Genomic DNA, 21,945 nt, shown 5'->3' with positions numbered 1-21,945 from the left:
GGCGATGATCCCATTGCGGTGGCAGACGGGCAATGCGATTGGGACTAGAATGGTACGGATTAAGTGACCTTCCCCGCCCCCGCCCATGTATTCACGCAGCAGTGAACCCGTCCGTTTCGAACGCGACTGCAATGCCGTTCTCGTTCCCCAAGGGGATGAAGTCGTCCTGCCGGTTGGCACGGTGGGCTACATCACCCAGGCACTGGGTGGCAGCTGGACGGTGTTCGTCGAAGGCAACCTGATGCGCATTGCCGGCGAGGATGGCGATGCCATCGGCAAGCAGCCGGCCGAGCCGCTGGCATTGCCCGAAGGCGCCACCGACGCCGATGTCGAGCAGGTGGTGTGGGAGCAGCTGCGCACCTGCTTCGACCCCGAGATCCCGGTCAACATCGTCGACCTCGGGCTGGTCTACCTGGCCGAGCTCTATGCGCCGGAAGGTGGCGGGCGTGGCGTGCGCGTGCGCATGACCTTGACGGCACCGGGCTGCGGCATGGGTGACATCCTGATCGACGACGTGCGCAGCAAGCTGACCAAGATTCCGACGGTGGTGGATACCGACATCGAACTGGTGTTCGACCCGCCGTGGAACCAGAGCCTGATGTCCGACGTGGCCAGGCTGGAAACCGGCATGTTCTGACCCTGCCGGCGCGGGCGGGCGCGTCGGGATCGCGTGCGCCTGCGGCCATCCTGCCGAAGTCGGTTCACATGGCCCGCCGGCACGAGTCACGGTGCTCGTGTGCGCTCCGACACAGAGCCATGACCAAAAGCCCAGCCCGCGAATGTCACAAACTGACGTGAATTGTCAGCGCATTCGTATGTTGCGTTGCGGAAATTTTCAGCATCCGAACACTTGCCGCGCCCGTCGCGGGTCCTGGCCAGCCGCCCCTGTTCCGCCGGAAAGGCTTGCTGTAGTTGCATTTGCAACGATTCATGCAATTTGGTTATGTGGATATGTCCATCGGTTCTTGACAGGCGATGGGGGACAGGACAAATGTTCGCGATCGCTACGGAACGGTTCAGTTTCGGGCGAGGTCTGTCACGGCAATCACACGGCGATCCACGCCGGGGGCGGGCAGGCGGGCGGTACCGTTGTTCGTCAGTCGCCATCCGGGCGACACCTCAACCAACAACCCAGGGGTAATGCCAGTGATTCGTTTCCGTACCACGCACGTTCTCGGTAGCGCCATTCTGCTTGCGCTCGCCACTACCGGCGCGCAGGCGGCCAACCGGGCCGATTTGCACCAGAGCAACATCTCGCAGCTGCGCCAGCAGTACCAGTCCCTCACCGCCGGCAGCACCGCTGGCAGCATGGCGCACCGTCGCCATGAGCAGTTCATGCGCCTCGATGCCAGCAACACCCTGCTGATGCAAGCCAGCCGCGCCGACCGCGGCGTGCGCAACTACCGTTACAACCAGGCCTGGAAGGGCATTCCGGTGTACGGCCAGGGCATCGTGGTCAGCGAAGACGGCGCCGGCAACGTGCGCGGCATGTTCGGCACCAAGGTGTCCGGGCTGGAGCAGGACATCGCCTCCACCACCCCCAAGCTGAACCGCGCTGCGGCGCTGGTGGCCGGCAAGCGTGCGGCACTGGGCAACGGCCTGGCCGGCATGCAGACCCGCAATGAGAAGTCGGACCTGGTGATCTTCATCGACGACGCCGGCAAGGGCCACCTGGCCTATGCGGTGACCTTCTATGCCGATTCGATGGTGGGTGGCAACCCGACCCGTCCGGTGGTGATGATCGACGCGCTCAGCGGCCAGGTCATCAAGAAGTGGGAGAACCTCCAGCATGCGCTGGTCGGTACCGGCCCCGGCGGCAACCAGAAGACCGGCCAGTACGAGTACGGCACCAACTACGGCTATCTGGACGTCACCCAGAGCGGCAGCACCTGCACCATGAACAACGCGCAGGTGAAGACGGTCAACCTGAACAACGCCAGCACCAATACCAGCACCACCGCGTTCTCCTATACCTGCCCGCGCAACACGGTGAAGGCCATCAACGGCGCCTACTCGCCGCTGAATGACGCGCACTACTTCGGCAGCGTGATCTTCAACATGTACAACGCGTACATGAACATGAACCCGCTGACCTTCCAGCTGGTCATGAAGGTGCACTACAAGACCGGTTACGAGAACGCCTACTGGGATGGCACCGCCATGACCTACGGCGATGGCGCCAGCACGTTCTATCCGCTGGTCAGCCTCGACGTGTCCGGCCATGAAATCTCGCACGGCTTCACCGAGCAGCATTCCAACCTGACCTACTCCGGCATGTCCGGCGGCATGAACGAAGCCTTCTCCGACATGGCCGGCGAAGCGGCCGAGTTCTACAGCCGCGGCAGCAATGACTTCCTGGTGGGTGCGGAAATCTTCAAGGGCACCGGCGCGCTGCGCTACATGTGCAACCCGACCCAGGACGGTGGCTCGATCGACAACGCCGCCAACTACACCAGCAGCATGGACGTGCACTACACCTCGGGCGTGTACAACAAGGCGTTCTGCACCCTGGCCAAGAAGACCGGCTGGGATACCAAGAAGGCCTTCCAGGTGTTCGCGCGCGCCAATGCCAACTACTGGACCGCCAGCAGCACCTTCAACCAGGGCGCTTGCGGCGTGGAAACGGCGGCCACCGACCTGGGCTACACCAAGGCCGACGTGACCTCCGCGTTCACCGCGGTGGGCGTGTCGTGCTCGGGCGGCGGCGGCGGTGGCAGCACCGGCGGCACCCTGACCAAGGGCGTGACCGTGACCGGCCTGTCGGCCGCGACCGGCGGCGAAGTGGTGTACACGCTGGCCGTGCCCTCGGGCTCGACCAACCTGAAGTTCACCATGTCCGGCGGTACCGGCGATGCCGACATGTACGTGAAGTTCGGCAGCACCCCGACCGACAGCTCCTACGACTGCCGTCCGTACCTGTCCGGCAATGCCGAGAGCTGCACGATCGCCGCGCCGTCCGCGGGCACCTACTACGTGCGCATGAAGGCCTACTCGGCGTTCTCCGGCGTCAGCCTGCTGGGTGACTACAGCACCGGTGGCGGTGGTGGCGGTGGTGGCAGCACCACCACGGTGAACCTGCCGTCGGTGGCCAAGGGCAGCTGGTCCAGCACCTACTCGTTGGCGGTGGCGGCAGGCAAGACCGCGACGATCAGCATCGCCGGTGGCACCGGTGATGCCGACCTGTACGTGCGTGCCGGCAGTGCGCCGACCACCAGCAGCTACACCTGCCGTCCCTACAAGACCGGCAACACCGAGTCCTGCAGCCTGACCCCGACCACCGCCACCACCTACTACATCAAGGTGAACGCGTACTCGGCCTTCTCGGGCGTCACGTTGAGCTACGGCACCAACTGAACCTGATCGGCTTCTTGCTAGACCTCGACCCCGGCTTCGGCCGGGGTCTTTTTTTTTGTTTTCCTCCCGAGATAGGGGAGATCCTGATTTCGCCGTTGGCGTGGCTGGCTTCCGGGTGGGCGCGTCAGTCGATGGCTTCGAAACGGTTGGCAGCCACGTTCTTGCGCACCATCAGCGGGTTCCAGATGCGGCCGTTCATGGCGATGTACACGCCCTCCGGCAGCGACTGCACCGCACCGATCGCGCAGCCGATGTTGAACTCGGCGTCGGAGCCGCGGAAGCGCGCCGGGCTGAGCGCGCCGGTCATCACGATGGTCTTGCCGGGGATGCTCTGCAGCACCTTGCCGGTGGCCACCATCGAGTCGGTGCCGTGGGTCACCAGCACGTGGCGGGTGGGCTGGGCGGCAATGGTGGCGCGGATCAGTTCGCGGTCGGCATCGGTGATGTGCAGCGAATCCTTGCGCAGGATCGGGATCACGTTGAACTGGAAGGTCACCCCCAGTTCGCGCAGGATCATGCCGATCTGCGGCTCGCCGATCTGGTAGTCCGACTTGTCGTCGAAGTAGATCTTGTCGATGGTGCCGCCGGTGGTGACGATGAGCAGAGTGTCCATGCCGGCATTGTCCGTCAAAACGCGGCGCAGGGCACCCCCGTGGGGCCGGGTTCAGAGCGCGGGCAGCCCCAGCAGCAGGCATAACGGTTGCAGCAGCGCGCCATAGGCCAAGGCTCGCGCCGGCAGGGCGCGCAAGGGCTGCCGCACCTGCGCGGCGCTGGCGGTGCGCACGCTGCGGGTGGCGGTATGCGCGGACAGGCAGGCCGCATCGAAGGCCAGGCCGCAGTCGTCCAGCAGTTGGCGGATGCGGGCCTCCGGTGCGGCCAGCAGGTCTTCGTAGCGGTGCAGGTGGATGCGTGCGGGGGCCTGCCCGCGCCAGGTCTCCATCGCGCGCTCGCAGCCGCGCATGTAGCAGGCGATGTGGGCGAGGTCGTTGGCGAAATGCGGCTGGCTGTAGAACTGCTGCTTGTAGCAGGACCACGCGGTTTCCAGCGGGTCGCGGCGGGTTTCGATCACGGTGGCACCCGGCAGCATCGCGCGCAGGATGCCGACGTGTTTCCAGTTGTCCGGTTGCTTGTCGGTGCTGCGCGGCCGCGTCGTGCGCCAGTGCGCGGTGCGTTGCAGGTAGGCCTGCCCGAGCCGGTGCCAATCCTGTGCGCTGGCCTGCGGGACCCATTGCGGATAGGACAGGCCACGGCGGCGGGACTCTTCCTGCAGCACGTTGCCGAGGTCGGGTAGTTCGCTGGCCCCTTCCACCTCGGGATGGGCGGCGAGGATCTGTTCGAACAGGGTCGAGCCGGAGCGCGGCAGGCCGACGATGAAGATGACCTCCTGCCCCAGTGCGGGGTCCCGTGGCGTCGGCAGGCTTCGGCTGGCGTGCAGTGCCTGTTCGACGAAGGTGTCGAAGGCCTCGGCACGCCACGGTGTCAGCCGTTGCTGCAGGGCGTTGGCGGCGGCAAATGCGGTGAACGCAGCCTCGTGCCGACCGTGGTCTTCCTCCAGTTTGCCCAGCGCGTGGCCCATCGCCACGCGGTCGCTGTCGGCGATGTCGCGGCGTTGCAGTTGGGCGCGAAGTGCATCGGCGTCGGCGTCGCCCAATGCCACGGTCTTGATGTTGGACAGCCCGCGCCAGGCGTCACCGCAGGCCGGGTGCAGGCGCAGTGCCGCCCGATAGTGCGCGGCGGCCTCCTCGAAGCGGCCGGCGTGCGCCAGCGCGTCGCCCAGCAGGATCTTCGGCGGCAGCGCCTGCGGGGCCAGGGCGATGCCTTGGCGCAATGCGGCGATGGCGGCCTCGGTGTTGCCGGCCAACTGGTGGTTGCGGCCCAGGTTGAACCACGCCATGACGTGGCCCGGGTCCAGCGTGAGTGCGTGCCGCCAGCTGGCCATCGCCGCCTCCGGATCACCGTGGGCCGCCTGCGCGGTGCCCAGGTCGCTGTGCAGTTGGGCATCGGTCGGGGCCCGCTGCAAGGCCTGCTGCAAGGTCGCCAGCGCCTGCGGCACGCGGCGTGTCTGCAGTTGCACGATGGCCAGGTAGCGCAGCGGTTCGGGATGGGCGGGGGCTTGCGCGCAGGCCTGCAGCAACAATCTTTCCGCACGCCGCGGATCGCCATCGCGCAGCGCGCGGGCACCGGCGTGCACCTGGGCGATGAGTTCCGGGGCCAGCCCGGCCATGCGCGGATCCTGCGTCATCCTGGCCCCCGTTGCCTGGCACGGCGGGCGCGGTAGCCGGGCAGGCAGGTGGCGTGGATCACCAGCAGCGACAGCATGGTTTCCGTGGCGGCCCAGCCGCGCAGGGTCGGTTCGGACCACAGCAGCATCACCCCGTGGCTGAACCACAACAGGGCGAAAATGGCGGCGAAAAAGCCGATGCGCGGCCACTGGCGCAGTGCGCCCAGGCCCAACACGGCCGGCGGCAAGGCAAACGCCAGCAAGCCCGCCAGTGGCTGCGTGTGCTGCCACGACCACCCGCAGAACAGTGCCGCCAGCGCGAACAGGGTGGCCGCCAGATAGCGCTGCGTCATGGGTGCAGGCGCCGGGCAAGATCGGCCACGCGCCGCCCCAGCGCACGGGCCAGCTGGGTCTCGTCGTCGCTGGGTTCCGGGTGGTCGTGGGCACCGGCGACATGGCTGGCGCCGTACGGGGTGCCGCCGCTGCGGGTGGTGCCGAGGGCGGGCTCGGTGAACGGGATGCCGGCGATCACGCAGCCGTGGTGCAGCAGCGGCACCAGCATCGTCAGCAGGGTGGATTCCTGCCCGCCGTGCATCGTCGCGGTGGACGTGAAGACGGCGGCCGGCTTGCCCACCAGGGTGCCGCTGGCCCATTCCGCACCGAGGGTGTCGAGGAAATGCTTGACCGGCGCGGCCATGTTGCCGAAGCGGGTGGGGCTGCCCAGCAGCAGGCCGGCGCATTCGGCCAGGTCGCTCTTTTCGACATAGGGCGCCCCGGCTTCCGGCTCCGGCGGCTGCGCGGTCTGGGTGACGGCGGCGACCGGTGGCAGCGTGCGCAGGCGGGCCTGCATGCCTTCCACTTCGCCAATGCCGCGCGCGATCTGGCGGGCCAGCCGCGCCACCGAGCCGCCGCGGCTGTAGTACAGGACAAGGATTTCCGGCATGGGCGCGGGGCTGTTCGGGAAAGACGCAGGATAGGGCATGCGGTGCCCGCATGGCATCGGTTAGTCTTGCCAGGATGCAGCTCATGGAATCCTTCCGGCGCGGATGCGAGCGCCTGTGCGAACCCGCCCGCCTCGGCAGCTTCGGACGCTTCGTGCTCAAGCGCTACCTGGGCGACCGCCTGTTCGAATCCGCCGGTGCGCTGGCCTTCACCACCGCCTTCGCGCTGGTGCCGCTGTCGGTGGTGGTGTTCGGCGCGCTGTCGGTGTCACCGGTGTTCGATGCCTGGAGCGCGCGCCTCACCGACTACATCTTCGCCAACTTCGTGCCCAGCGCGGCGCGTGCGGTGTCCGGCTACCTCACCGATTTTTCCAGCAAGACCCAGTCGATGACCGTGGCCGGTGCGCTGGCGCTGGTGGTGTCCTTGCTGCTCACTTTGCGCAGCGTGGAAGCGGTGTTCAACCGGATCTGGCGGGTGCCCACCGCGCGCCCCAAGCTCAGTCGCTTCCTCGTCTACTGGACGGTGTTGACGTTGGGCACGCTGGTGGCGGCGGCGAGCTTGGCGCTATCCACCCGGTTCTTCGCGCTGGCGATTTTCGAAACCCTGCCGGGGCGCTGGCTGGAGGCGATCTTGCTGCGGGCGGCACCGATGGTGATCGAGTTGCTGGCGTTCGCTGCGGTGTTCAAGGTGGTGCCGCACCGCAGCGTGGCCTGGCGGCATGCCTTCGCCGGTGCGGCGTTGTCGATGCTGCTGTTCGAAGGGGTGAAGTGGGGGCTGGGGCTGTACCTGTCCAGCTTCGACTCCTACCAGAAACTCTACGGTGCCGTGGCGCTGCTGCCGATCGTGATGCTGTGGATCTACCTGAGCTGGGTGTCGATCCTGTTCGGCGCGTCGTTCGCGTCCTCGTTGTCGGCATTCCGCTACCAGCCACGCGACCTGCGCCTGCCGCACGGGCAGGAACTGTACGGATTGTTGCGGATGCTGGGTCGTTTCCGGGCCGCGCGCGCGCGCGGCGAGGGACTGTCCAGCGAGCAACTGCTGCAACTCGAACCCGGCCTGACCGACACCATGCTGCAGGAACTGCTGGGACGGATGGACGAGATCAACGTGCTGCAGCGGGCCGAGAGCGGGGAGTGGTTGCTGGCGCGGGATCTGGATGACGTGCCGCTGGCGGAGTTGTACGAGGCGGCCCACCTGCGGGTGCCGCTGGCCGAGGCGGCTGCACCCGCCATCGACCCGCTGGGCCTTGCCGCGCAAGCCGTGCTGGCGAACTTGCGCACACCGCTGCGCGAGCCGTTGCAGCAGAGTGTGGAGAAGATTTTCGAGGGAGTGCCGGACGCATGATGTGGAAGCGCGCCTGTCTGATGGTTCCGTGCTTGTCATTGCTGCTGGCGGCCTGCGGGCCGGGCGACAAGCAGGCACCGACGCCGGCCACCGGCAACCCGCCCGCAGCGGCGGCAGCGGCAACGGCAGGGCCGGTTGCCGAAGGCGCTGTGCCGACGCTGCAAGTACGGACGCTGGAAGGCAAGGCGTTGGCCCTGACCGATCTGCGCGGCAAATGGGTGGTGGTCAATTATTGGGCCACCTGGTGCGGGCCGTGCATCGAGGAAATGCCGGAGCTGTCGGCCTTGGCGGCGATGCGCGAGCACATCGCGGTGATCGGGCTGGCCTACGACGAAGCCAGCCCCGACGAGTTGCGCGCTTTTCTCAAGCAGCACCCGGTGGCGTATCCGGTCGCCCGCATCGACATGTACGAACCGCCCCGGGACTTCGGTGCGCCGAACGTGCTGCCGGCCACCTGGCTGATCGCCCCCGATGGCCGCCTGGTGCGCAAGTACAGCGGCCCGCTGACCGCCCGCATGCTGGAGGACGACATCGCCCGGTTGGGCGGGCCGAAGCCGGGCTGACGCGGGTGCGGTGTCCGCCCCCCGGTTCGGTTTGCGTGACTTCCGGGAAGACGCGAGGCATGTCATGCCAGAATCGCCACAGGGGATGCAAACGGACACGGCATGATCGGCAAGTTCATCGGAGAGCTGAAACGGCGCAACGTGCTGCGCGCGGCGGTGCTCTACATCGGCGCGGTGTGGGCGCTGGCGCAAGGCATCGCCCAACTGGGCCCGGAATTGGGTGCACCCGAGGCTGCGACCCGCTGGTTCCTGATCGCCAGCGCCATCGGTTTCCCGTTCTGGCTTGCCTTCTCCTGGTTCTTCGAACTCACCTCGGAAGGGCTCAAGCGCGAGAGCGAAATCACCGCGGAAGCCAAGGCCGGGCAATCCCACCGCAAGGTGGATCTGGCCATCATCGGCGTCCTCGTGGTGGCGGTGGTGCTGCTGCTCACCGATCGGCTGGTGGGTGAGCCGGCACGGCCCGCGCCTGCGATCACCGCAACGGCCAATTCCATCGCCGTGCTGCCGTTCGAAAACGGCAGTGGCGACAAGGACCAGCAGTATTTTTCCGATGGCCTGTCGGAAGGCTTCATCATCGCCCTGAGCCGCATCGAAGGCTTGCGGGTCATCAACCGCAAGTCGGCCTTCCTGTTTCGCGACAGCCGTGAAGACGATGCCGCCATCGCCGCCCGCCTCGGCGTGGCCAACCTGCTGGAAGGCAGCGTGCAGCGTGCCGGTGACACCGTGCGCATTCGTGCCAGCCTGATCCGTGCAGCCGATGGCAGCACGCTGTGGGCCGACAGTTTCGATCGCCCGTACAAGGATCTGTTTGCGTTGCAGGACCAGATCGTGGGGTTGGTGGCGGAGGCGCTGAAGGCGCGCCTGCAGCCCACCCCCGCGCGCGTGCGCCAGACCGACCGCCCGCCCAGCGGCAGCCTCGATGCCTACAACGCCTACCTGCAAGCGCACTCCAGCACCGACGCGGAAGTGGCGTTGCAGTCGTATGACCGCGCCATCGAACTCGACCCCGGCTATGGCCTGGCCTATGCGATGAAGGCGCGCACCCTGATCGATGTGGTGTCCGGCGGCTTGAGCGGGCAGCAGGCCGCCGCTGCCTTCAAGGACGCCGATGCCGCCGTGCAGCAGGCGATCCGGCTGGCCCCCGGGCAGGCAGCCACCCACATCGCCCGCGGCTGGTTGCTGATGCTGCGTGATTTCGATTGGAAGAACGGTGAAGCGGAACTGCGCAAGGCGGTGGAGCTGGCACCGGAAGACGGCGACGCGCTCTACCAGCTCGGGGTGGCGCGGGCCAGCCAGGGCGACCTGCCGCAGGCGGTGGAACTGACCCGCCAGGCACTCAGGCTGGACCCCTTGAATGCCAACTGGTACCGCTGGCTGGTGGCCTATCTGATGCCGCAGGGCAAGCTGGACGAAGCGCGGCAGGCGATCGGCAAGGCCATCGAACTGGAGCCGCGCGCCATCTACAACCACCACCTGCTGGCGATCATCGAAGTGCTGCGCAAGGATGCGGTGGCCGCACGCCGGGCGGCCGATGCCGAGCCGCCCGGGCCGTGGCAGGATTTCGCGCAGGCACTGGCGGCGCAGATCGGGCCGGACCGCGCCGAGGCCGACCGGCGTCTGCAAGATTGCATCGGCCAACATGCCGAGGGCTGGGTATTCCAGATTGCGCAGGTGCAGGCGCTGCGTGGCGACCCGGATGCGATGTTCCAGTGGCTGGACCGGGCCTGGCAGGCGCGTGACCCCGGCATGCAGTCACTGCTGTATGACGCGCTGCTGCTGCGTTACCGCGCGGACCCGCGTTACGCAGCGCTGGCCCGGCAGGCCGGCCTGCCGTGGCCGGCGGCTACGGCGACGCCGGTACCTTGAAGGCTTCGATCGGCTCCAGCACGCCGTAGTGCTCTTTCGCCGGTGCCGCCGACAGCGGCGGGAAGGCGATGGCCGGCACCTCCACCCGCGTTTCCGGCAACCGGTCCAGCAGGTCGCGCAACAGGGTCAGCCGGCCCAGCTTCTGGTCGTTGAAATCCACCAGCGTCCACGGTGCGTGGCGGGTGTGGGTGGCCTTGAGCATCGCTTCGCGGGCCTCTGTATAGGCGCGGTAGCGACTGCGTGCCTCCAGGTCGATGGGCGAGAGCTTCCAGCCCTTGAGCGGGTCCGACAGCCGCTCGGCGAAACGCTTTTCCTGTTTTTCCTGGTCGCAGCACAGCCAGTACTTGAACAGCAGGATGCCATCTTCGACCAACTGCTTCTCGAACTGCGGGGTGGCATGCAGGAAGGCCTCCACCTGCGACTTGCTGGCGAACCCCATGACCTGCTCGACACCGGCGCGGTTGTACCAACTGCGGTCGAACAGCACGATTTCGCCGGCCGCCGGCAAATGCGTGACGTAGCGCTGGAAGTACCACTGGCTGGCTTCGCGCTCGGTGGGTTTGGGCAGCGCCACCACCCGGCACTGGCGCGGATTCAGGTGCTCGCGGATGGCGTCGATGGCACCGCCCTTGCCGGCGGTGTCGCGGCCTTCGACGATCACCAGCAGGCGCTGCCCGGTGTGCTGCACCCAGCGCGCCGCCAGCGCCAGTTCCACCTGCATCGGTTGCAGCAGGGCTTCGTATTCGCTGCGTTTGAGTTTGCTCATTTGCCGGCGGCCCGCGGCTGCATGCTGCGTACCACTTCCAGCAGCGCGCCCTGCTGGCGCTTGTTGAGGCTGCGATAGACCGCCAGCAGTTCGTGTTCACCCTTGCTGCGGGCGGGGTCGAGGGTGGTGGCGATTTCCGCCAGCAACGCGCCTGCGGGCACGCCGAAAGTCCGTGCCAGGGCGTTGATCTGGTCCTTTCCGGGGACCTTTTCGCCCTTCAGCCAGGCATTGACGGTGCCGATGCCGGCACGCGGGATCGCGGTGGCGATGTCGGCGACCGACAGGCCGCTGGCCTTGCTGAGCATGCGCAATGTGGTGGCGATGGACATCGGCGTTCCTTGGCGGGCGGACGAACGTCGAGTGTAGATCGGTTGCGGAACGCTGCGGGCAGGCCAAGCGCCCGCGGCCGGGAGGCTTGGCTGGCCGCTCCCCTCAGAATGCCAACGAATACCACTGGCTGGTGTCTTCCTGCCAGCCGGCGGCGCGGTACAGGGCGCGCGCGGCGGCGTTGTCCTGCGCGGTTTCCAGTGCGATGCCGGCGGCACCGTCGGCACGGGCGAAGGCGGCGGCGGCCTCCAGCAGGGCATGGCCGACGCCGCTGCGGCGTGCGCCGGCATCCACGTACAGATCGTTCAGGATCCACGTCCTGGCGGTACGCACCGACGAAAACATCGGGTACAGCTGGGCAAAGCCGATCAGGGCAACCCCGCGACGCGCCACCAGCACCACCGATTCGCCGAAGCGCAAGCGCTCGCGCAGCCATTGGCGTGCCCGGGCGAGATCCGAAGGCTGGCCGTAGAACTGGCGATAGGCATCGAACAATTGGCTCAGTGCGTCCAGCTCGGCAGGGCCGGCGCGGGTGATGGACAGGGTCATGGAAGCTCCTTGTGCGGCACGCCCACGCAGGTGGGCTTGGGGTGTCTCGAGGGCGGTGCGGGGCAACGGCAAGGGACGGCGGGCATCACGCCTCGCGCGCCAGTCGAGCCAGTGCTTCCGCCTGCTGCTCCTGCTGCAGGCGTTGCACCAGCGGGCCGAGGTCGCCTTCGAGGATGTGGGGCAGGTCGTACAGGGTCAGGCCTTCCACGCGGTGGTCGGTGATCCGGCCCTGCGGAAAGTTGTAGGTGCGGATGCGCTGGCTGCGGTCGCCACTGCCCACCTGCAGCTTGCGGTCGGCGGCGGTGGCGGCGGCGCGCTTTTCCAGCTCGGCTTCCACCAGCATCGCCTGCAGGCGCTTCATCGCCTTGTCGCGGTTGGCGTGCTGGCTGCGCTCGGTCTGCGATTCCACCACCACGCCGGTGGGCAGGTGGGTGATGCGGATCGCCGATTCGGTCTTGTTGACGTGCTGGCCGCCGGCGCCGGAGCTGCGGAAGGTGTCCACCTTCAGGTCGGCGGGATTGAGGGTGATCTCGGTGTCGCCGTCGCTTTCCAGCGCGATGATCGCCACCGTCGCCGCCGAGGTGTGGATGCGGCCCTGTGACTCGGTGGCGGGCACCCGCTGCACGCGGTGGGTGCCGGATTCGTACTTCAGCTGCGCGTAGGCGCCAGCGCCTTCGATGCGGGCGACGATTTCCTTGTAGCCACCGTGTTCGCCCGGATTGGCCGACTCCACCTCGACCCGCCAGCCGCGCGTTTCCGCGTAGCGCGCGTACATGCGGAACAGGTCGCCGGCGAAGATCGCCGCCTCGTCGCCGCCGGCGCCGGCGCGCACTTCCAGATACAGGCCGCCATCGTCGCGCGCGTCCTTCGGTACCAGCTGCGCCAGCAGTTCGCCTTCCAGCTGGACCAGGCGGGCAGTGGCGGTTTCGATCTCGTCGTCGGCCAGCTCGCGCAATTCCGGGTCGTCGCGCATCGCCTGCGCGGCAGCCAGGTCCTCGCGGGCCTGTGCCTCCGCGGCCAGCGCGTCGGCCACCGGCTGCAGGCTGGCGAATTCGCGCGAAAGATTGCGGAAGCGCGCCTGGTCGGCGGCTACCGCCGGATCGGCCAGCAGGCGCTCCACTTCCTCGCGCCGCTCCAGCAGCGCTTCCAGTTTGCGGCGCAGGGCGGGGGTCATGGGCCGTCGTTGCCCGCATCGGGGCCCGGGAACAGGCGTTCGGCGGCGCGTGCCAGCTCGGCGTCGCCGCTGCGGGCGGCTTCGCGCAGCGCCACCGTGGGGGCGTGCAGCAGGCGGTTGGTCAGCGTGTGCGCCAGCAGTTCCAGCGCTTGTTCGGCCGGCATCCCGGCGGCCAGTTGCTGGCGGGCCTTGGCCAGTGCCTCCATGCGCGCCGTCTCGCCATGCGCGCGCAGTTGCAGCAGCGTCTGCTGGCGGCCACTGGCCTGCCAGTGTTCGACGAAGCGTGCGGTTTGCAGTTCGATGATGGCCTCGGCCTGCTGCGCGGCCTCGCGGCGGCTGCGCCGGTTGTCTTCGAGCGCCCGTTCCAGGTCGTCGACGGTGTAGAGGAACACGTCGCGCAGGCCGGACACGTCTTGCGCGATGTCGCGCGGGACGGCCAGGTCCAGCAGCAGCATGGGCCGGTGCCGACGCGCGCGCAGTGCGTGCTCGACTTCCTGACGGTGCAGGACCGGCGTGCGTGCGGCAGTGGCGGAAATCACGATGTCGGCCTCGGCCAGGTGTTTGTCCAGCTCACCCAGCGGCAGCGCGATGCCGCCATGGCGGCTGGCCAGCTCCTGCGCGTGGGCGAGGGTGCGGTTGGCGATCAGCAGCCGTTGCACGCGGGCTTCCACCAAGTGGCGCGCGGCCAGTTCGATGGTTTCACCGGCACCGATCAGCAGCACGGTGGACGCGTCCAGGCGGGCGAAGCTGTCCTGTGCCAGCCGCACCGCGATGGACGCCACCGACACCGGGTTGGCGCCGATGCGGGTGTCGGTGCGGGCGCGTTTGGCGGTGGTGAAGGCCTGCTGGAACAGGCGGTCCAGCGGGCCGCCCAGGGTGCCGGCCGCGCGCGAGGCCGCCCACGCCTGCTTCACCTGGCCGAGGATCTGCGGTTCGCCCAGCACCAGCGAATCCAGCCCGCTGGCGACCCGGAACAGGTGGCGCACGGTGTCGGCATCGTGGTGGCGGTACAGGTAGGCGTGCAGGTCGGGGCCGGCCTCGGGGTGCGCGGCCAACCAGTCGGCCAGCGCCTGGCCGTCGCCATCGGCATGTGCGTACAGCTCGGTGCGGTTGCAGGTGGACAGCAGCACCGCCTCGTGCACGCCGGGCAGCCCGCGCAGTGCCGCCAGCGCGGGGGGCAGTGCCTCCGGGCCGAACGCCACCTTCTCGCGCAGGGCAACCGGCGCGGTCTGGTGGTTGATGCCGAGGACGTGCAAGCTCATGCGTGGTGGCAGCGGAAGCGGGGCGGAATCGTTCAGGTGCCTGCGCTAAGCTGCGGGCCCAACCCGTCATTGTACCGGTCTGTCCATGCCCAACCCGCATCTGCTGTCGCGAAGCTTGCTCCTGCTGGTGGCCTTGGCGATCGGCGGAAGCGTGGCCGCAGCCACGCGATCGGCCGCGGCCGCACCCCCGGTCGACCCGCTGGAAGCCAGCCTGGCCGGCGAATTCGCCCTGCAAGGCGGGAAATTGCCGGATGCGGCACGCGCCTATCTGGCCGCCGCGCGCGCCGCGCGCGACCCGGTCTTGGCCGCACGTGCCACCCGCATCGCCCTGCTGGCGGATGAGGATGCACTGGCCCGCGACGCCTGGGCGGTCTGGCACGCACTGGCACCGGTCGCCACCCCGGAACAGCAGATGGTGGCCACCAGCCTGGCGTTGCGTGGCGGCCACAAACGGCTGGCGCGGCGCGAGCTGCAAGCCCTGCTGGCGGGGACGGGTGGCTGGCAGGCCAGTCTGGCTGCATTGCTGGGCGCGGTGGGCAAGCAGCCGGTACTGGTGGGCGACATGCTGGGGGAGCTCATCGATGCCGGTGCGCTGCCGGACGAATTGCCGGCATGGCTGGGGTTCGGCGGGCTGGCGCAGCGGCTGGAGCGTCCGGACGTGGTCGAACGCATCATGCGGCAAGTGGTGGCGCGTTTCCCCGGCGAGCCGCGGGTGGCGTTGCTGCGCGCGCAGCTGTCGCGTGAGGCGGGCAATCTGGATGAAGCGCGTGCGGTGCTGCCGCCGCTGGAAGCCCCGGCGCGGCTGTCCCCCTCCTTGCGCTGGGCGCTGGCGGGCGAATACGAAGCATTGGGCGACACCGGCAAGGCGGCGCAGGTGCTGGCCACCGGTGCCCAGGACGAAACCAGTTTCGCCCAGCGCGCGGCCTTGTTGGACAAGGCCGGCGACAAGGCCGGACTGGACGCGCTGTACGCCGAACTCAAGCGCGACGCCACCGATCCCAACCCGGTGCGACGCCTGCTGCTGGGGCAGGTGGCGGAATTGCTGGAGCGCTACGACGAGGCCCTGGCCTGGTACGCCAGCGCCCCCGGCCAGCGCGCCCAGGGCATTGCCCGCCTGCGCAGCGCCAATGTCCTGCATGCCATGGGGCGGCCGCCGCAGGCCTATGCCGAATTGCGCGCGTTGCAGGCCGATGCGGCACTGGATGAGGACGCGCGCCGCGATGCCTACATGCTGGAGGCCGAGTTGCATGCCAAGGACAAGCAGGTCGATGCCGAACGCGATGCCTTCGCGCGCGGCCTGGCGGCACAGCCCGACAACATCGACCTGCTCTACGCACGCGCACTGATGTGGGAGCGTACCGACGACATCGCCCGTGCCGAAGCCGATTTGCGCCGCATCCTGGTGATTGCGCCCGACAACGTGGCCGCACTCAATGCGCTGGGTTATACCCTGGCCGACCGCACCCGCCGTTATCGCGAGGCGCTGGAGCTGATCGACCGCGCCCGCGTGGCCGAGCCGGGCAACGCGGCGATCATCGACAGCTATGGCTGGGTGCTGTTCCGGCTGGGCAAGACGCGCGCGGCGCTGGAACAGTTGCGGCGTGCCTATGCCCAGCAAAAAGACCCGGACATCGCCAGCCATCTGGGCCAGGTGCTGTGGGTGCTGGGGCAGCGGGAGGAGGCACGCAGATACTTCGAGGAAGCGCGCAAGCTCGAACCGGGCAATCGCTCGCTGCAACGTGCCTTGCAGGACACCGGCGCGTGACCGGTGCGAGGCTGGCGGCGATCGCGTCGGTGCTGCTGGCCGGGTGCGCCAGCCTGCCGCCGCCCGCCACAATCGACCCGGTGGCTGCCGCAGCGGCCCAGCAGGCCCGTGCAACGGCGCTAGGGCTGGCCGGAGGCGATTGCGCCGCCCCCGACTGGGCGCTGTCCGGACGGGTGGCGTTGGCCAATGGCCGCGAGGGCGGCAGCGGGCGGCTGGAATGGGCGCAGGCGGCAGGTCACCTGCGCCTGCTGCTGACCGCCCCGGTGACCCGGCAGGGGTGGCAACTGGACGTGGATGCCGCCGGAGCCACCTTGTCCGGGCTGGAGGGCGGGCCGCGCAGCGGCACGGACGCCACCCGGTTGCTGCGCGACGCCACCGGCTGGGACATTCCGCTGGCGGCATTGGGCTGCTGGCTGCGGGCGGTGGCGGCACCGGCCAGCGTCGGGCCGGCCGTGCTGGCCTACGGCCCGCACCAGTTGCCGGTGCGGCTGGAGCAGGGGGGCTGGGTCGTGGAGTACGACGGGTGGGCCGTGGATGCGGCCAGTGGACAGTCGCTGCCGACCCGGGTGGAAGCGCGCCGGGGTGATGACCGCGTGCGGCTGGTGGTGGACCGCTGGGGGCGGGAATGACGCAAGCGTTTCCCCCCGGCGAGGGGTGGCAGGCATGGCCGGCACCGGCCAAATTGAACCTGTTCCTGCGCATCACCGGCCGTCGCCCCGACGGCTACCACGCGCTGCAAACCGTATTCCGTCTGCTGGACTGGGGCGATACCGTTCATGTGCGGCTGCGCCAGGATGCCGGCATCCACCGCCAAGGGGCGGGTGCGATGGGCGTGGCCGAGGCCGATGATTTGCTGATCAAGGCAGCGAAACTTCTGCAAATGGAGGCAAAAACGGCGCAAGGCGCTGACATCGGTATAGAAAAACGTATTCCGATGGGGGGTGGATTCGGTGGCGGATCGTCCGATGCGGCGACCGTGCTGGTGGCGCTGGATCGGTTGTGGGGGCTGCACCTGGGGCGGGATCGGCTGGCCCGCCTGGGGGTGCGCCTGGGGGCCGATGTCCCGGTCTTCGTGCACGGGCGCAATGCCTGGGCCGAAGGCGTGGGCGAGCAGTTGCAGCCACTGGCGCTGCCGCCGGCCTGGTACGTCCTGGTGTCGCCGCCGGTCCATGCGGCCACTGCGGCAATGTTCCAGTCCCCGGATTTGACTCGGGATGCCGCGCCCGTGACAATAGCGGGCTTCCTTTCCGGGATCGTGCGCGACAATGCGTTCGAGCCGGTGCTGCGGCGTCGCGAACCGGCCATCGAGGCCGTGTTCAAGGCGCTGTCGCGCATCGGCCAACCGCGTTTGACGGGTTCGGGCAGTGGCTGTTTCGTGGAGTTCGCCACGCGCGAATCCGCCGAGGCGGCACTGGTGGCGTTGCCGCCAGGCATCCATGCCTGGCTGGCACGCGGTGCGGAAAGGTCGCCGCTGCTGGAGGCAGTGGAGCACTACACCTAGGGGCGTCGCCAAGCGGTTAAGGCACCGGGTTTTGATCCCGGCATGCGTAGGTTCGAATCCTTCCGCCCCTGCCATTCCCTGCGCGTTCACGCAGCGTCCACCGCCACCCAACCATGGCCATCGCGATGCAAGACAACTCCAACATGCTGGTGTTTTCGGGCAATGCCAACCGGGCGCTGGCCGATGCCGTCTGCCGCGAACTGGGCGTGCGCCAGGGCAAGGCGCTGGTCAGCCGTTTCTCCGACGGCGAGGTGCAGGTCGAGATCGAGGAGAGCGTGCGCGGGCAGGAGGTGTTCGTCCTCCAGCCCACCAACGCGCCGAGTGCCGAGAACTTCATGGAGTTGCTGGTGCTGATCGACGCGCTCAAGCGCGCATCGGCCTCCAGCGTCACCGCGGTGGTGCCGTATTTCGGTTATGCCCGCCAGGATCGCCGCCCGCGTTCGGCGCGCGTGCCGATCACCGCCAAGGTGGCGGCCAAGATGTTCAGCGCGGTGGACACCGACCGGGTGCTCACCGTGGACCTGCACGCCGACCAGATCCAGGGGTTCTTCGACATCCCCGTCGACAACGTCTATGCCTCGCCGCTACTGCTGGCCGACATCTGGCGCGTGCATGGCACCGACAACGTGATCGTGGTGTCGCCGGACGTCGGTGGCGTGGTGCGCGCGCGCGCGATCGCCAAGCGGCTGGATGACGCCGAACTGGCCATCATCGACAAGCGCCGTCCGAAGGCCAACGTCGCCACCGTGATGAACATCATCGGCGACGTCGAGGGCAAGACCTGCGTGCTGGTGGACGACATCGTCGATACCGCCGGCACCCTGTGCGCGGCCGCCAATGCGCTGAAGGAGCGCGGTGCGGTGAAGGTGGTGGCCTATTGCGTGCACCCGGTGCTGTCGGGTGCGGCACTGGACAACCTCAACAAGTCGTCGCTGGACGAACTGGTGGTCACCGACACCATCGCGCTGTCGCCGGCTGCGCGCGCCTGCGGCAAGATCCGCCAGCTCAGCGTGGCCGAGTTGCTGGCCGAAACCATCCGCCGGATGGCGTTCGGCGAGTCGGTCAGTTCGCTGTACGTCGACTGATGCCACATTCGCGCCGCCGGCTTGCCGGCGGCGCACCCCACTCACCTGGTCGCGGGTGAGTGTTTTCGCCGCCGCGAGGCGGCTTCATCGCAACAGAAGTGAGTCATTGCCATGTCCGAACACACCATCAAGGCCACCGGCCGCAACGTCGAGGGGAAGGGTGCGAGCCGCCGCCTGCGTCGTGCCGCCCAGTTGCCGGCCATCGTCTACGGCGCAAACGCCGCCCCGCAGGCCATCCAGATCGAGCATGAAGCCATCTGGCTGGCCAGCCAGCACGAGTGGTTCTACTCGTCGCTGCTGAACCTGGATGTCGACGGCAAGGTCGAGCAGGTGCTCCTGCGCGACATGCAGCGCCACCCGTACAAGCAGCTGATCATGCATCTGGACTTCCAGCGCGTGGACGCCAACCAAGCCCTGCGCACCAAGGTGCAGTTGCACTTCAAGAACCAGGACAAGTCTCCGGCGGGCAAGACCGGTGGCGTGGTCATCATGCACGAGCTGACCGAAATCGAAATCAGCTGCTTGCCGAAGGACCTGCCGGCGGCGATCGAAGTCGACCTGTCCGACCTGGCCATCGGTGGCGTGGTGCACCTGTCCGGCCTGACGCTGCCGGCCGGCGTGGAAATCCCGGCACTGAAGCTGGGCAAGGAACACGACGTCGCCGTCGTGGTGGCCAAGCACGGCAAGGAAGAGGTGGTGGATGCCGCCGCGCCGGCAACGGCGGAAGTGCCGGCCACCAAGGCGGCCAAGAAGGACGCGAAGTAACCGCCTTTGCCATCATCTCCGCCCGTGCGGGGATGATGGTTGGGGGTTGGAAGCATGCCGATGTCAGGTCTTCGCCTCATCGTCGGGCTGGGGAATCCCGGTGCCGAATACGCCAGAACCCGGCACAACGCCGGGTTCTGGTTTATTGACGCGCTGGCGCTGGATGCGGGTGCGCGTTTCGGGCTCGAGAGCAAGCTGTTTGGCGAAACCGCCAAGCTGGTGATTGCCGGGCAGCCGGTGTGGTTGCTGCGGCCGGCCACGTTCATGAATGCCTCGGGCAAGTCCGTCATGGCGGCGCTGCGCTACTACAAGATCGCGCCGGAGGAGATGCTGGTGGTCCACGACGAGCTGGATCTTGCGCCCGGCGTGGCGCGGCTCAAGTTCGACGGTGGCCACGGCGGCCAGAACGGCCTGCGCGACACCATCCGCTTGCTCGGACACGGCAAGTTCCACCGCTTGCGCATCGGCATCGGCCATCCCGGTCACAAGGATCAGGTCACGCCGTGGGTGCTGGGCCGACCCGGGCGCGACGACGAAGAGGCGATCCTGCGGGCCGTCGGGGCCGCGCAGGACGTGCTGCCGCTGGCAGTGCAGGGCAATTTCCCGGATGCGATGACGCGGCTGCACACCCCGCGCACGCAATGAATTCATCGTGCCGGCAGCCTGCCGGCGCGGCAACGGAGCAACACGCGACATGGGCATCAAATGCGGCATCGTCGGACTGCCGAACGTCGGCAAGTCCACCCTGTTCAACGCGCTGACCAAGGCCGGCATCGCCGCGGCCAACTTCCCGTTCTGCACCATCGAGCCGAACGTGGGCGTGGTGCCGGTGCCGGATCCGCGCCTGAATGCGCTGGCGGAGATCGTCAAGCCGCAGAAGTGCATCCCCACGGCGGTCGAATTCGTCGACATCGCCGGGCTGGTGGCCGGTGCCGCCAGCGGCGAGGGCCTGGGCAACAAGTTCCTGGCCCATATCCGCGAGGTCGACGCGATCTGCCATGTGGTGCGCTGTTTCGAAAACGACGACGTCATCCACGTCAACAACAGGATCGACCCGATCGCCGACATCGAGACCATCGACACCGAGTTGGCGCTGGCCGACCTGGAGTCGGTGGACAAGGCGATCGCCCGCTACGAGCGCGTGGCCAAGGGCGGGGACAAGGACGCCAAGGCGAAGATCGCGGCGCTGGGCAAGCTGCGCGCTGCGCTGGACGAGGGCAAGGCTGCGCGCACGGTGGCGCTGGACGATGAGGAAAAGCTGGCCATCCGCGAGCTGTTCCTGCTCACCCTCAAGCCGGTGATGTACGTGGCCAACGTGCTGGAAGACGGCTTCGAAGGCAACCCGCACCTGGATGCCGTGCGCGCCCGCGCACGCGGCGAGGGTGCCAAGGTGGTGCCGGTGTGTGCGGCCATCGAGGAGGAGTTGAGCCAGCTCGAGGATGCCGACCGCGATGTCTTCCTGGCCGATCTCGGGCTGGAGGAGCCGGGCCTGAACCGGGTGATCCGGGCGGCCTACGAGCTGCTGGGTCTGCAGACCTATTTCACCGCCGGGGTGAAGGAGGTGCGTGCGTGGACTGTGAAGGCGGGCGCCACCGCGCCGCAGGCGGCGGCAGTCATTCATACCGACTTCGAAAAGGGCTTCATCCGTGCCGAAACCATCGGCTTTGAGGACTTCATCAAGTATCGTGGCGAAGCGGGCGCGCGCGATGCCGGCCGGTTGCGGCTGGAAGGCAAGGAGTACCGCGTGCAGGAAGGCGACATCCTGCATTTCCGCTTCAACGTCTGATGGCATCGGGCCCGGTGCGGAGCGTGGCGACAGGCTTTTGAAAAATATGTGGCCGAGCCCGTTGACAAGCGGGTAGGTGACGCCCAAAATAACGGGCTCTTTGAGGGGTCGGCATGAACTCTCTTGGAAAACTGGAGGGATACCCAAGCGGCCAACGGGGGCAGACTGTAAATCTGCTGGCTTACGCCTTCGGTGGTTCGAATCCACCTCCCTCCACCATTCGAATCCGCTTGCGGAGTCGACAAGTTGAAGAGTCAAGCCGTCGGCCTTACCAGCCGAGGGTGCAACAAGGCAGGGCTCCCGGTGCGGGAGTAGTTCAATGGTAGAACTGTAGCCTTCCAAGCTACTAGCGCGGGTTCGATTCCCGTCTCCCGCTCCACCATTGCGCAACAGGTCCTGCTGCAAAATCTGCTCACGTAGCTCAGTCGGTAGAGCACCTCCTTGGTAAGGAGGAGGTCGAAGGTTCGATTCCTTTCGTGAGCACCATCTTCGAAAATCACGCCCGCTCCGGTGGGCAACTCCAACGAGACGCAGCCATGGCTAAGGGTAAGTTCGAACGCACCAAGCCCCACGTGAACGTGGGCACCATCGGTCACGTGGACCACGGCAAGACGACGCTGACGGCGGCGCTGACCAAGGTGGGCGCGGAGCGTTTCGGTGGCGAGTTCAAGGACT

At 67.9% G+C, this 21,945-nt stretch carries 22 protein-coding genes and 4 tRNA genes; 17 read left to right on the top strand and 9 right to left on the bottom strand.

Features of this window, described 5'->3' with window-relative positions; all coding sequences use genetic code 11:
- Nucleotides 1–85 precede the first annotated feature (85 nt).
- Both sufT and ACE3OK_RS09320 read left to right on the top strand, forming a co-directional pair.
- Nucleotides 86–637 carry a putative Fe-S cluster assembly protein SufT gene (gene sufT, locus ACE3OK_RS09325; RefSeq protein ID WP_374249260.1) on the top strand — a complete coding sequence of 184 codons (552 nt, stop codon included), beginning with the start codon at nucleotides 86–88 and terminating at the stop codon, nucleotides 635–637.
- 503 nt (nucleotides 638–1,140) lie between these two features.
- Nucleotides 1,141–3,354, top strand: coding sequence for a M4 family metallopeptidase (locus ACE3OK_RS09320; protein ID WP_374249259.1), 2,214 nt, complete (start codon nucleotides 1,141–1,143; stop codon nucleotides 3,352–3,354).
- A 124-nt stretch (nucleotides 3,355–3,478) separates the two neighbouring features.
- Here ACE3OK_RS09320 and ACE3OK_RS09315 read toward each other — a convergent pair whose 3' ends face one another.
- The 4 genes from ACE3OK_RS09315 to wrbA are packed head-to-tail and all read right to left on the bottom strand — an operon-like array spanning nucleotide 3,479 to nucleotide 6,518.
- Nucleotides 3,479–3,967: an asparaginase domain-containing protein gene (locus ACE3OK_RS09315; RefSeq protein WP_374249258.1), complete on the bottom strand. Its 489-nt coding sequence runs from the start codon at nucleotides 3,965–3,967 to the stop codon at nucleotides 3,479–3,481.
- A 51-nt stretch (nucleotides 3,968–4,018) separates the two neighbouring features.
- On the bottom strand, nucleotides 4,019–5,596 hold the full coding sequence (locus tag ACE3OK_RS09310) for a sulfotransferase (RefSeq protein ID WP_374249257.1): 1,578 nt from the start codon (nucleotides 5,594–5,596) through the stop codon (nucleotides 4,019–4,021).
- Nucleotides 5,593–5,928, bottom strand: coding sequence for a DUF2069 domain-containing protein (locus ACE3OK_RS09305; protein ID WP_374249256.1), 336 nt, complete (start codon nucleotides 5,926–5,928; stop codon nucleotides 5,593–5,595). Before ACE3OK_RS09305 ends, ACE3OK_RS09310 begins: the two co-directional genes overlap by 4 nt.
- Entirely contained in the window at nucleotides 5,925–6,518 is a 594-nt protein-coding gene (wrbA, locus tag ACE3OK_RS09300) for an NAD(P)H:quinone oxidoreductase (protein WP_374249255.1), read from the bottom strand. The genes ACE3OK_RS09305 and wrbA overlap by 4 nt, the downstream gene beginning before the upstream one ends.
- Before the next feature lie 74 nt (nucleotides 6,519–6,592).
- Here wrbA and ACE3OK_RS09295 point away from each other — a divergent pair, with 74 nt between their 5' ends.
- The 3 genes from ACE3OK_RS09295 to ACE3OK_RS09285 all read left to right on the top strand — a co-directional run bounded on the left by ACE3OK_RS09295 (nucleotide 6,593) and on the right by ACE3OK_RS09285 (nucleotide 10,290).
- Nucleotides 6,593–7,861, top strand: a complete 1,269-nt coding sequence (locus ACE3OK_RS09295; protein ID WP_374249326.1) for a YihY family inner membrane protein — start codon at nucleotides 6,593–6,595, stop codon at nucleotides 7,859–7,861.
- A gap of 32 nt (nucleotides 7,862–7,893) precedes the next feature.
- Nucleotides 7,894–8,424, top strand: a complete 531-nt coding sequence (locus ACE3OK_RS09290) for a TlpA family protein disulfide reductase (RefSeq protein WP_374249254.1) — start codon at nucleotides 7,894–7,896, stop codon at nucleotides 8,422–8,424.
- A 102-nt stretch (nucleotides 8,425–8,526) separates the two neighbouring features.
- Nucleotides 8,527–10,290 (top strand): tetratricopeptide repeat protein, encoded by a 1,764-nt coding sequence (locus ACE3OK_RS09285; protein WP_374249253.1) that lies wholly within the window; start codon nucleotides 8,527–8,529, stop codon nucleotides 10,288–10,290.
- On the opposite strand, the gene ppk2 is transcribed toward ACE3OK_RS09285, so the two are convergent.
- The 5 genes from ppk2 to hemA all read right to left on the bottom strand — a co-directional run bounded on the left by ppk2 (nucleotide 10,268) and on the right by hemA (nucleotide 14,368).
- Nucleotides 10,268–11,056, bottom strand: a complete 789-nt coding sequence (ppk2, locus tag ACE3OK_RS09280) for a polyphosphate kinase 2 (protein WP_374249252.1) — start codon at nucleotides 11,054–11,056, stop codon at nucleotides 10,268–10,270. The genes ACE3OK_RS09285 and ppk2 overlap by 23 nt on opposite strands.
- Nucleotides 11,053–11,385, bottom strand: a complete 333-nt coding sequence (locus ACE3OK_RS09275; RefSeq protein ID WP_374249251.1) for a helix-turn-helix domain-containing protein — start codon at nucleotides 11,383–11,385, stop codon at nucleotides 11,053–11,055. Before ACE3OK_RS09275 ends, ppk2 begins: the two co-directional genes overlap by 4 nt.
- Nucleotides 11,386–11,488: 103 nt before the next feature.
- Nucleotides 11,489–11,932 (bottom strand): N-acetyltransferase family protein, encoded by a 444-nt coding sequence (locus tag ACE3OK_RS09270; RefSeq protein ID WP_374249250.1) that lies wholly within the window; start codon nucleotides 11,930–11,932, stop codon nucleotides 11,489–11,491.
- A gap of 85 nt (nucleotides 11,933–12,017) precedes the next feature.
- A complete protein-coding gene (gene prfA, locus ACE3OK_RS09265; protein ID WP_374249249.1) occupies nucleotides 12,018–13,106 on the bottom strand; it encodes a peptide chain release factor 1 in 1,089 nt (362 codons plus the stop codon).
- Nucleotides 13,103–14,368: a glutamyl-tRNA reductase gene (gene hemA, locus ACE3OK_RS09260; protein WP_374249248.1), complete on the bottom strand. Its 1,266-nt coding sequence runs from the start codon at nucleotides 14,366–14,368 to the stop codon at nucleotides 13,103–13,105. Before hemA ends, prfA begins: the two co-directional genes overlap by 4 nt.
- An 85-nt stretch (nucleotides 14,369–14,453) precedes the next feature.
- Here hemA and ACE3OK_RS09255 point away from each other — a divergent pair, with 85 nt between their 5' ends.
- From ACE3OK_RS09255 to ACE3OK_RS09200, 12 genes are all read left to right on the top strand, one after another.
- Entirely contained in the window at nucleotides 14,454–16,133 is a 1,680-nt protein-coding gene (locus ACE3OK_RS09255) for a tetratricopeptide repeat protein (RefSeq protein WP_374249247.1), read from the top strand.
- Nucleotides 16,130–16,762 (top strand): lipoprotein insertase outer membrane protein LolB, encoded by a 633-nt coding sequence (gene lolB / locus ACE3OK_RS09250; protein ID WP_374249246.1) that lies wholly within the window; start codon nucleotides 16,130–16,132, stop codon nucleotides 16,760–16,762. The genes ACE3OK_RS09255 and lolB overlap by 4 nt, the downstream gene beginning before the upstream one ends.
- The gene (ispE, locus tag ACE3OK_RS09245; protein ID WP_374249245.1) at nucleotides 16,759–17,634 is read left to right on the top strand and encodes a 4-(cytidine 5'-diphospho)-2-C-methyl-D-erythritol kinase; all 876 of its coding nucleotides are present in this window, start codon (nucleotides 16,759–16,761) and stop codon (nucleotides 17,632–17,634) included. Before lolB ends, ispE begins: the two co-directional genes overlap by 4 nt.
- Nucleotides 17,633–17,708: transfer RNA gene (locus tag ACE3OK_RS09240), tRNA-Gln, on the top strand. Before ispE ends, ACE3OK_RS09240 begins: the two co-directional genes overlap by 2 nt.
- 51 nt (nucleotides 17,709–17,759) lie before the next feature.
- Complete coding sequence (locus ACE3OK_RS09235) at nucleotides 17,760–18,719, top strand: ribose-phosphate diphosphokinase (RefSeq protein WP_374249325.1); 960 nt, start codon at nucleotides 17,760–17,762, stop codon at nucleotides 18,717–18,719.
- Between the two features lie 111 nt (nucleotides 18,720–18,830).
- Nucleotides 18,831–19,484: a 50S ribosomal protein L25/general stress protein Ctc gene (locus ACE3OK_RS09230; protein ID WP_374249244.1), complete on the top strand. Its 654-nt coding sequence runs from the start codon at nucleotides 18,831–18,833 to the stop codon at nucleotides 19,482–19,484.
- A 60-nt stretch (nucleotides 19,485–19,544) separates the two neighbouring features.
- Nucleotides 19,545–20,129, top strand: coding sequence for an aminoacyl-tRNA hydrolase (gene pth / locus ACE3OK_RS09225; protein WP_374249243.1), 585 nt, complete (start codon nucleotides 19,545–19,547; stop codon nucleotides 20,127–20,129).
- A gap of 49 nt (nucleotides 20,130–20,178) precedes the next feature.
- Nucleotides 20,179–21,270 (top strand): redox-regulated ATPase YchF, encoded by a 1,092-nt coding sequence (ychF, locus tag ACE3OK_RS09220; RefSeq protein ID WP_374249242.1) that lies wholly within the window; start codon nucleotides 20,179–20,181, stop codon nucleotides 21,268–21,270.
- A 133-nt stretch (nucleotides 21,271–21,403) separates the two neighbouring features.
- Nucleotides 21,404–21,489 (top strand) — tRNA-Tyr (locus ACE3OK_RS09215).
- Nucleotides 21,490–21,575: 86 nt separating this feature from the next.
- Nucleotides 21,576–21,649: transfer RNA gene (locus tag ACE3OK_RS09210), tRNA-Gly, on the top strand.
- A 31-nt stretch (nucleotides 21,650–21,680) separates the two neighbouring features.
- Nucleotides 21,681–21,756: transfer RNA gene (locus ACE3OK_RS09205), tRNA-Thr, on the top strand.
- A 50-nt stretch (nucleotides 21,757–21,806) separates the two neighbouring features.
- Nucleotides 21,807–21,945, top strand: a 139-nt coding sequence (locus ACE3OK_RS09200) for a GTP-binding protein (protein WP_374249324.1), incomplete at its 3' end; no start/stop codon positions are given.

It is taken from the genome of Thermomonas sp., from assembly GCF_041905325.1.
Lineage (GTDB): Bacteria > Pseudomonadota > Gammaproteobacteria > Xanthomonadales > Xanthomonadaceae > Thermomonas.
Note: the sequence above shows the minus strand (reverse complement) of the source record. Positions and strands in the feature narration are given on the sequence as shown.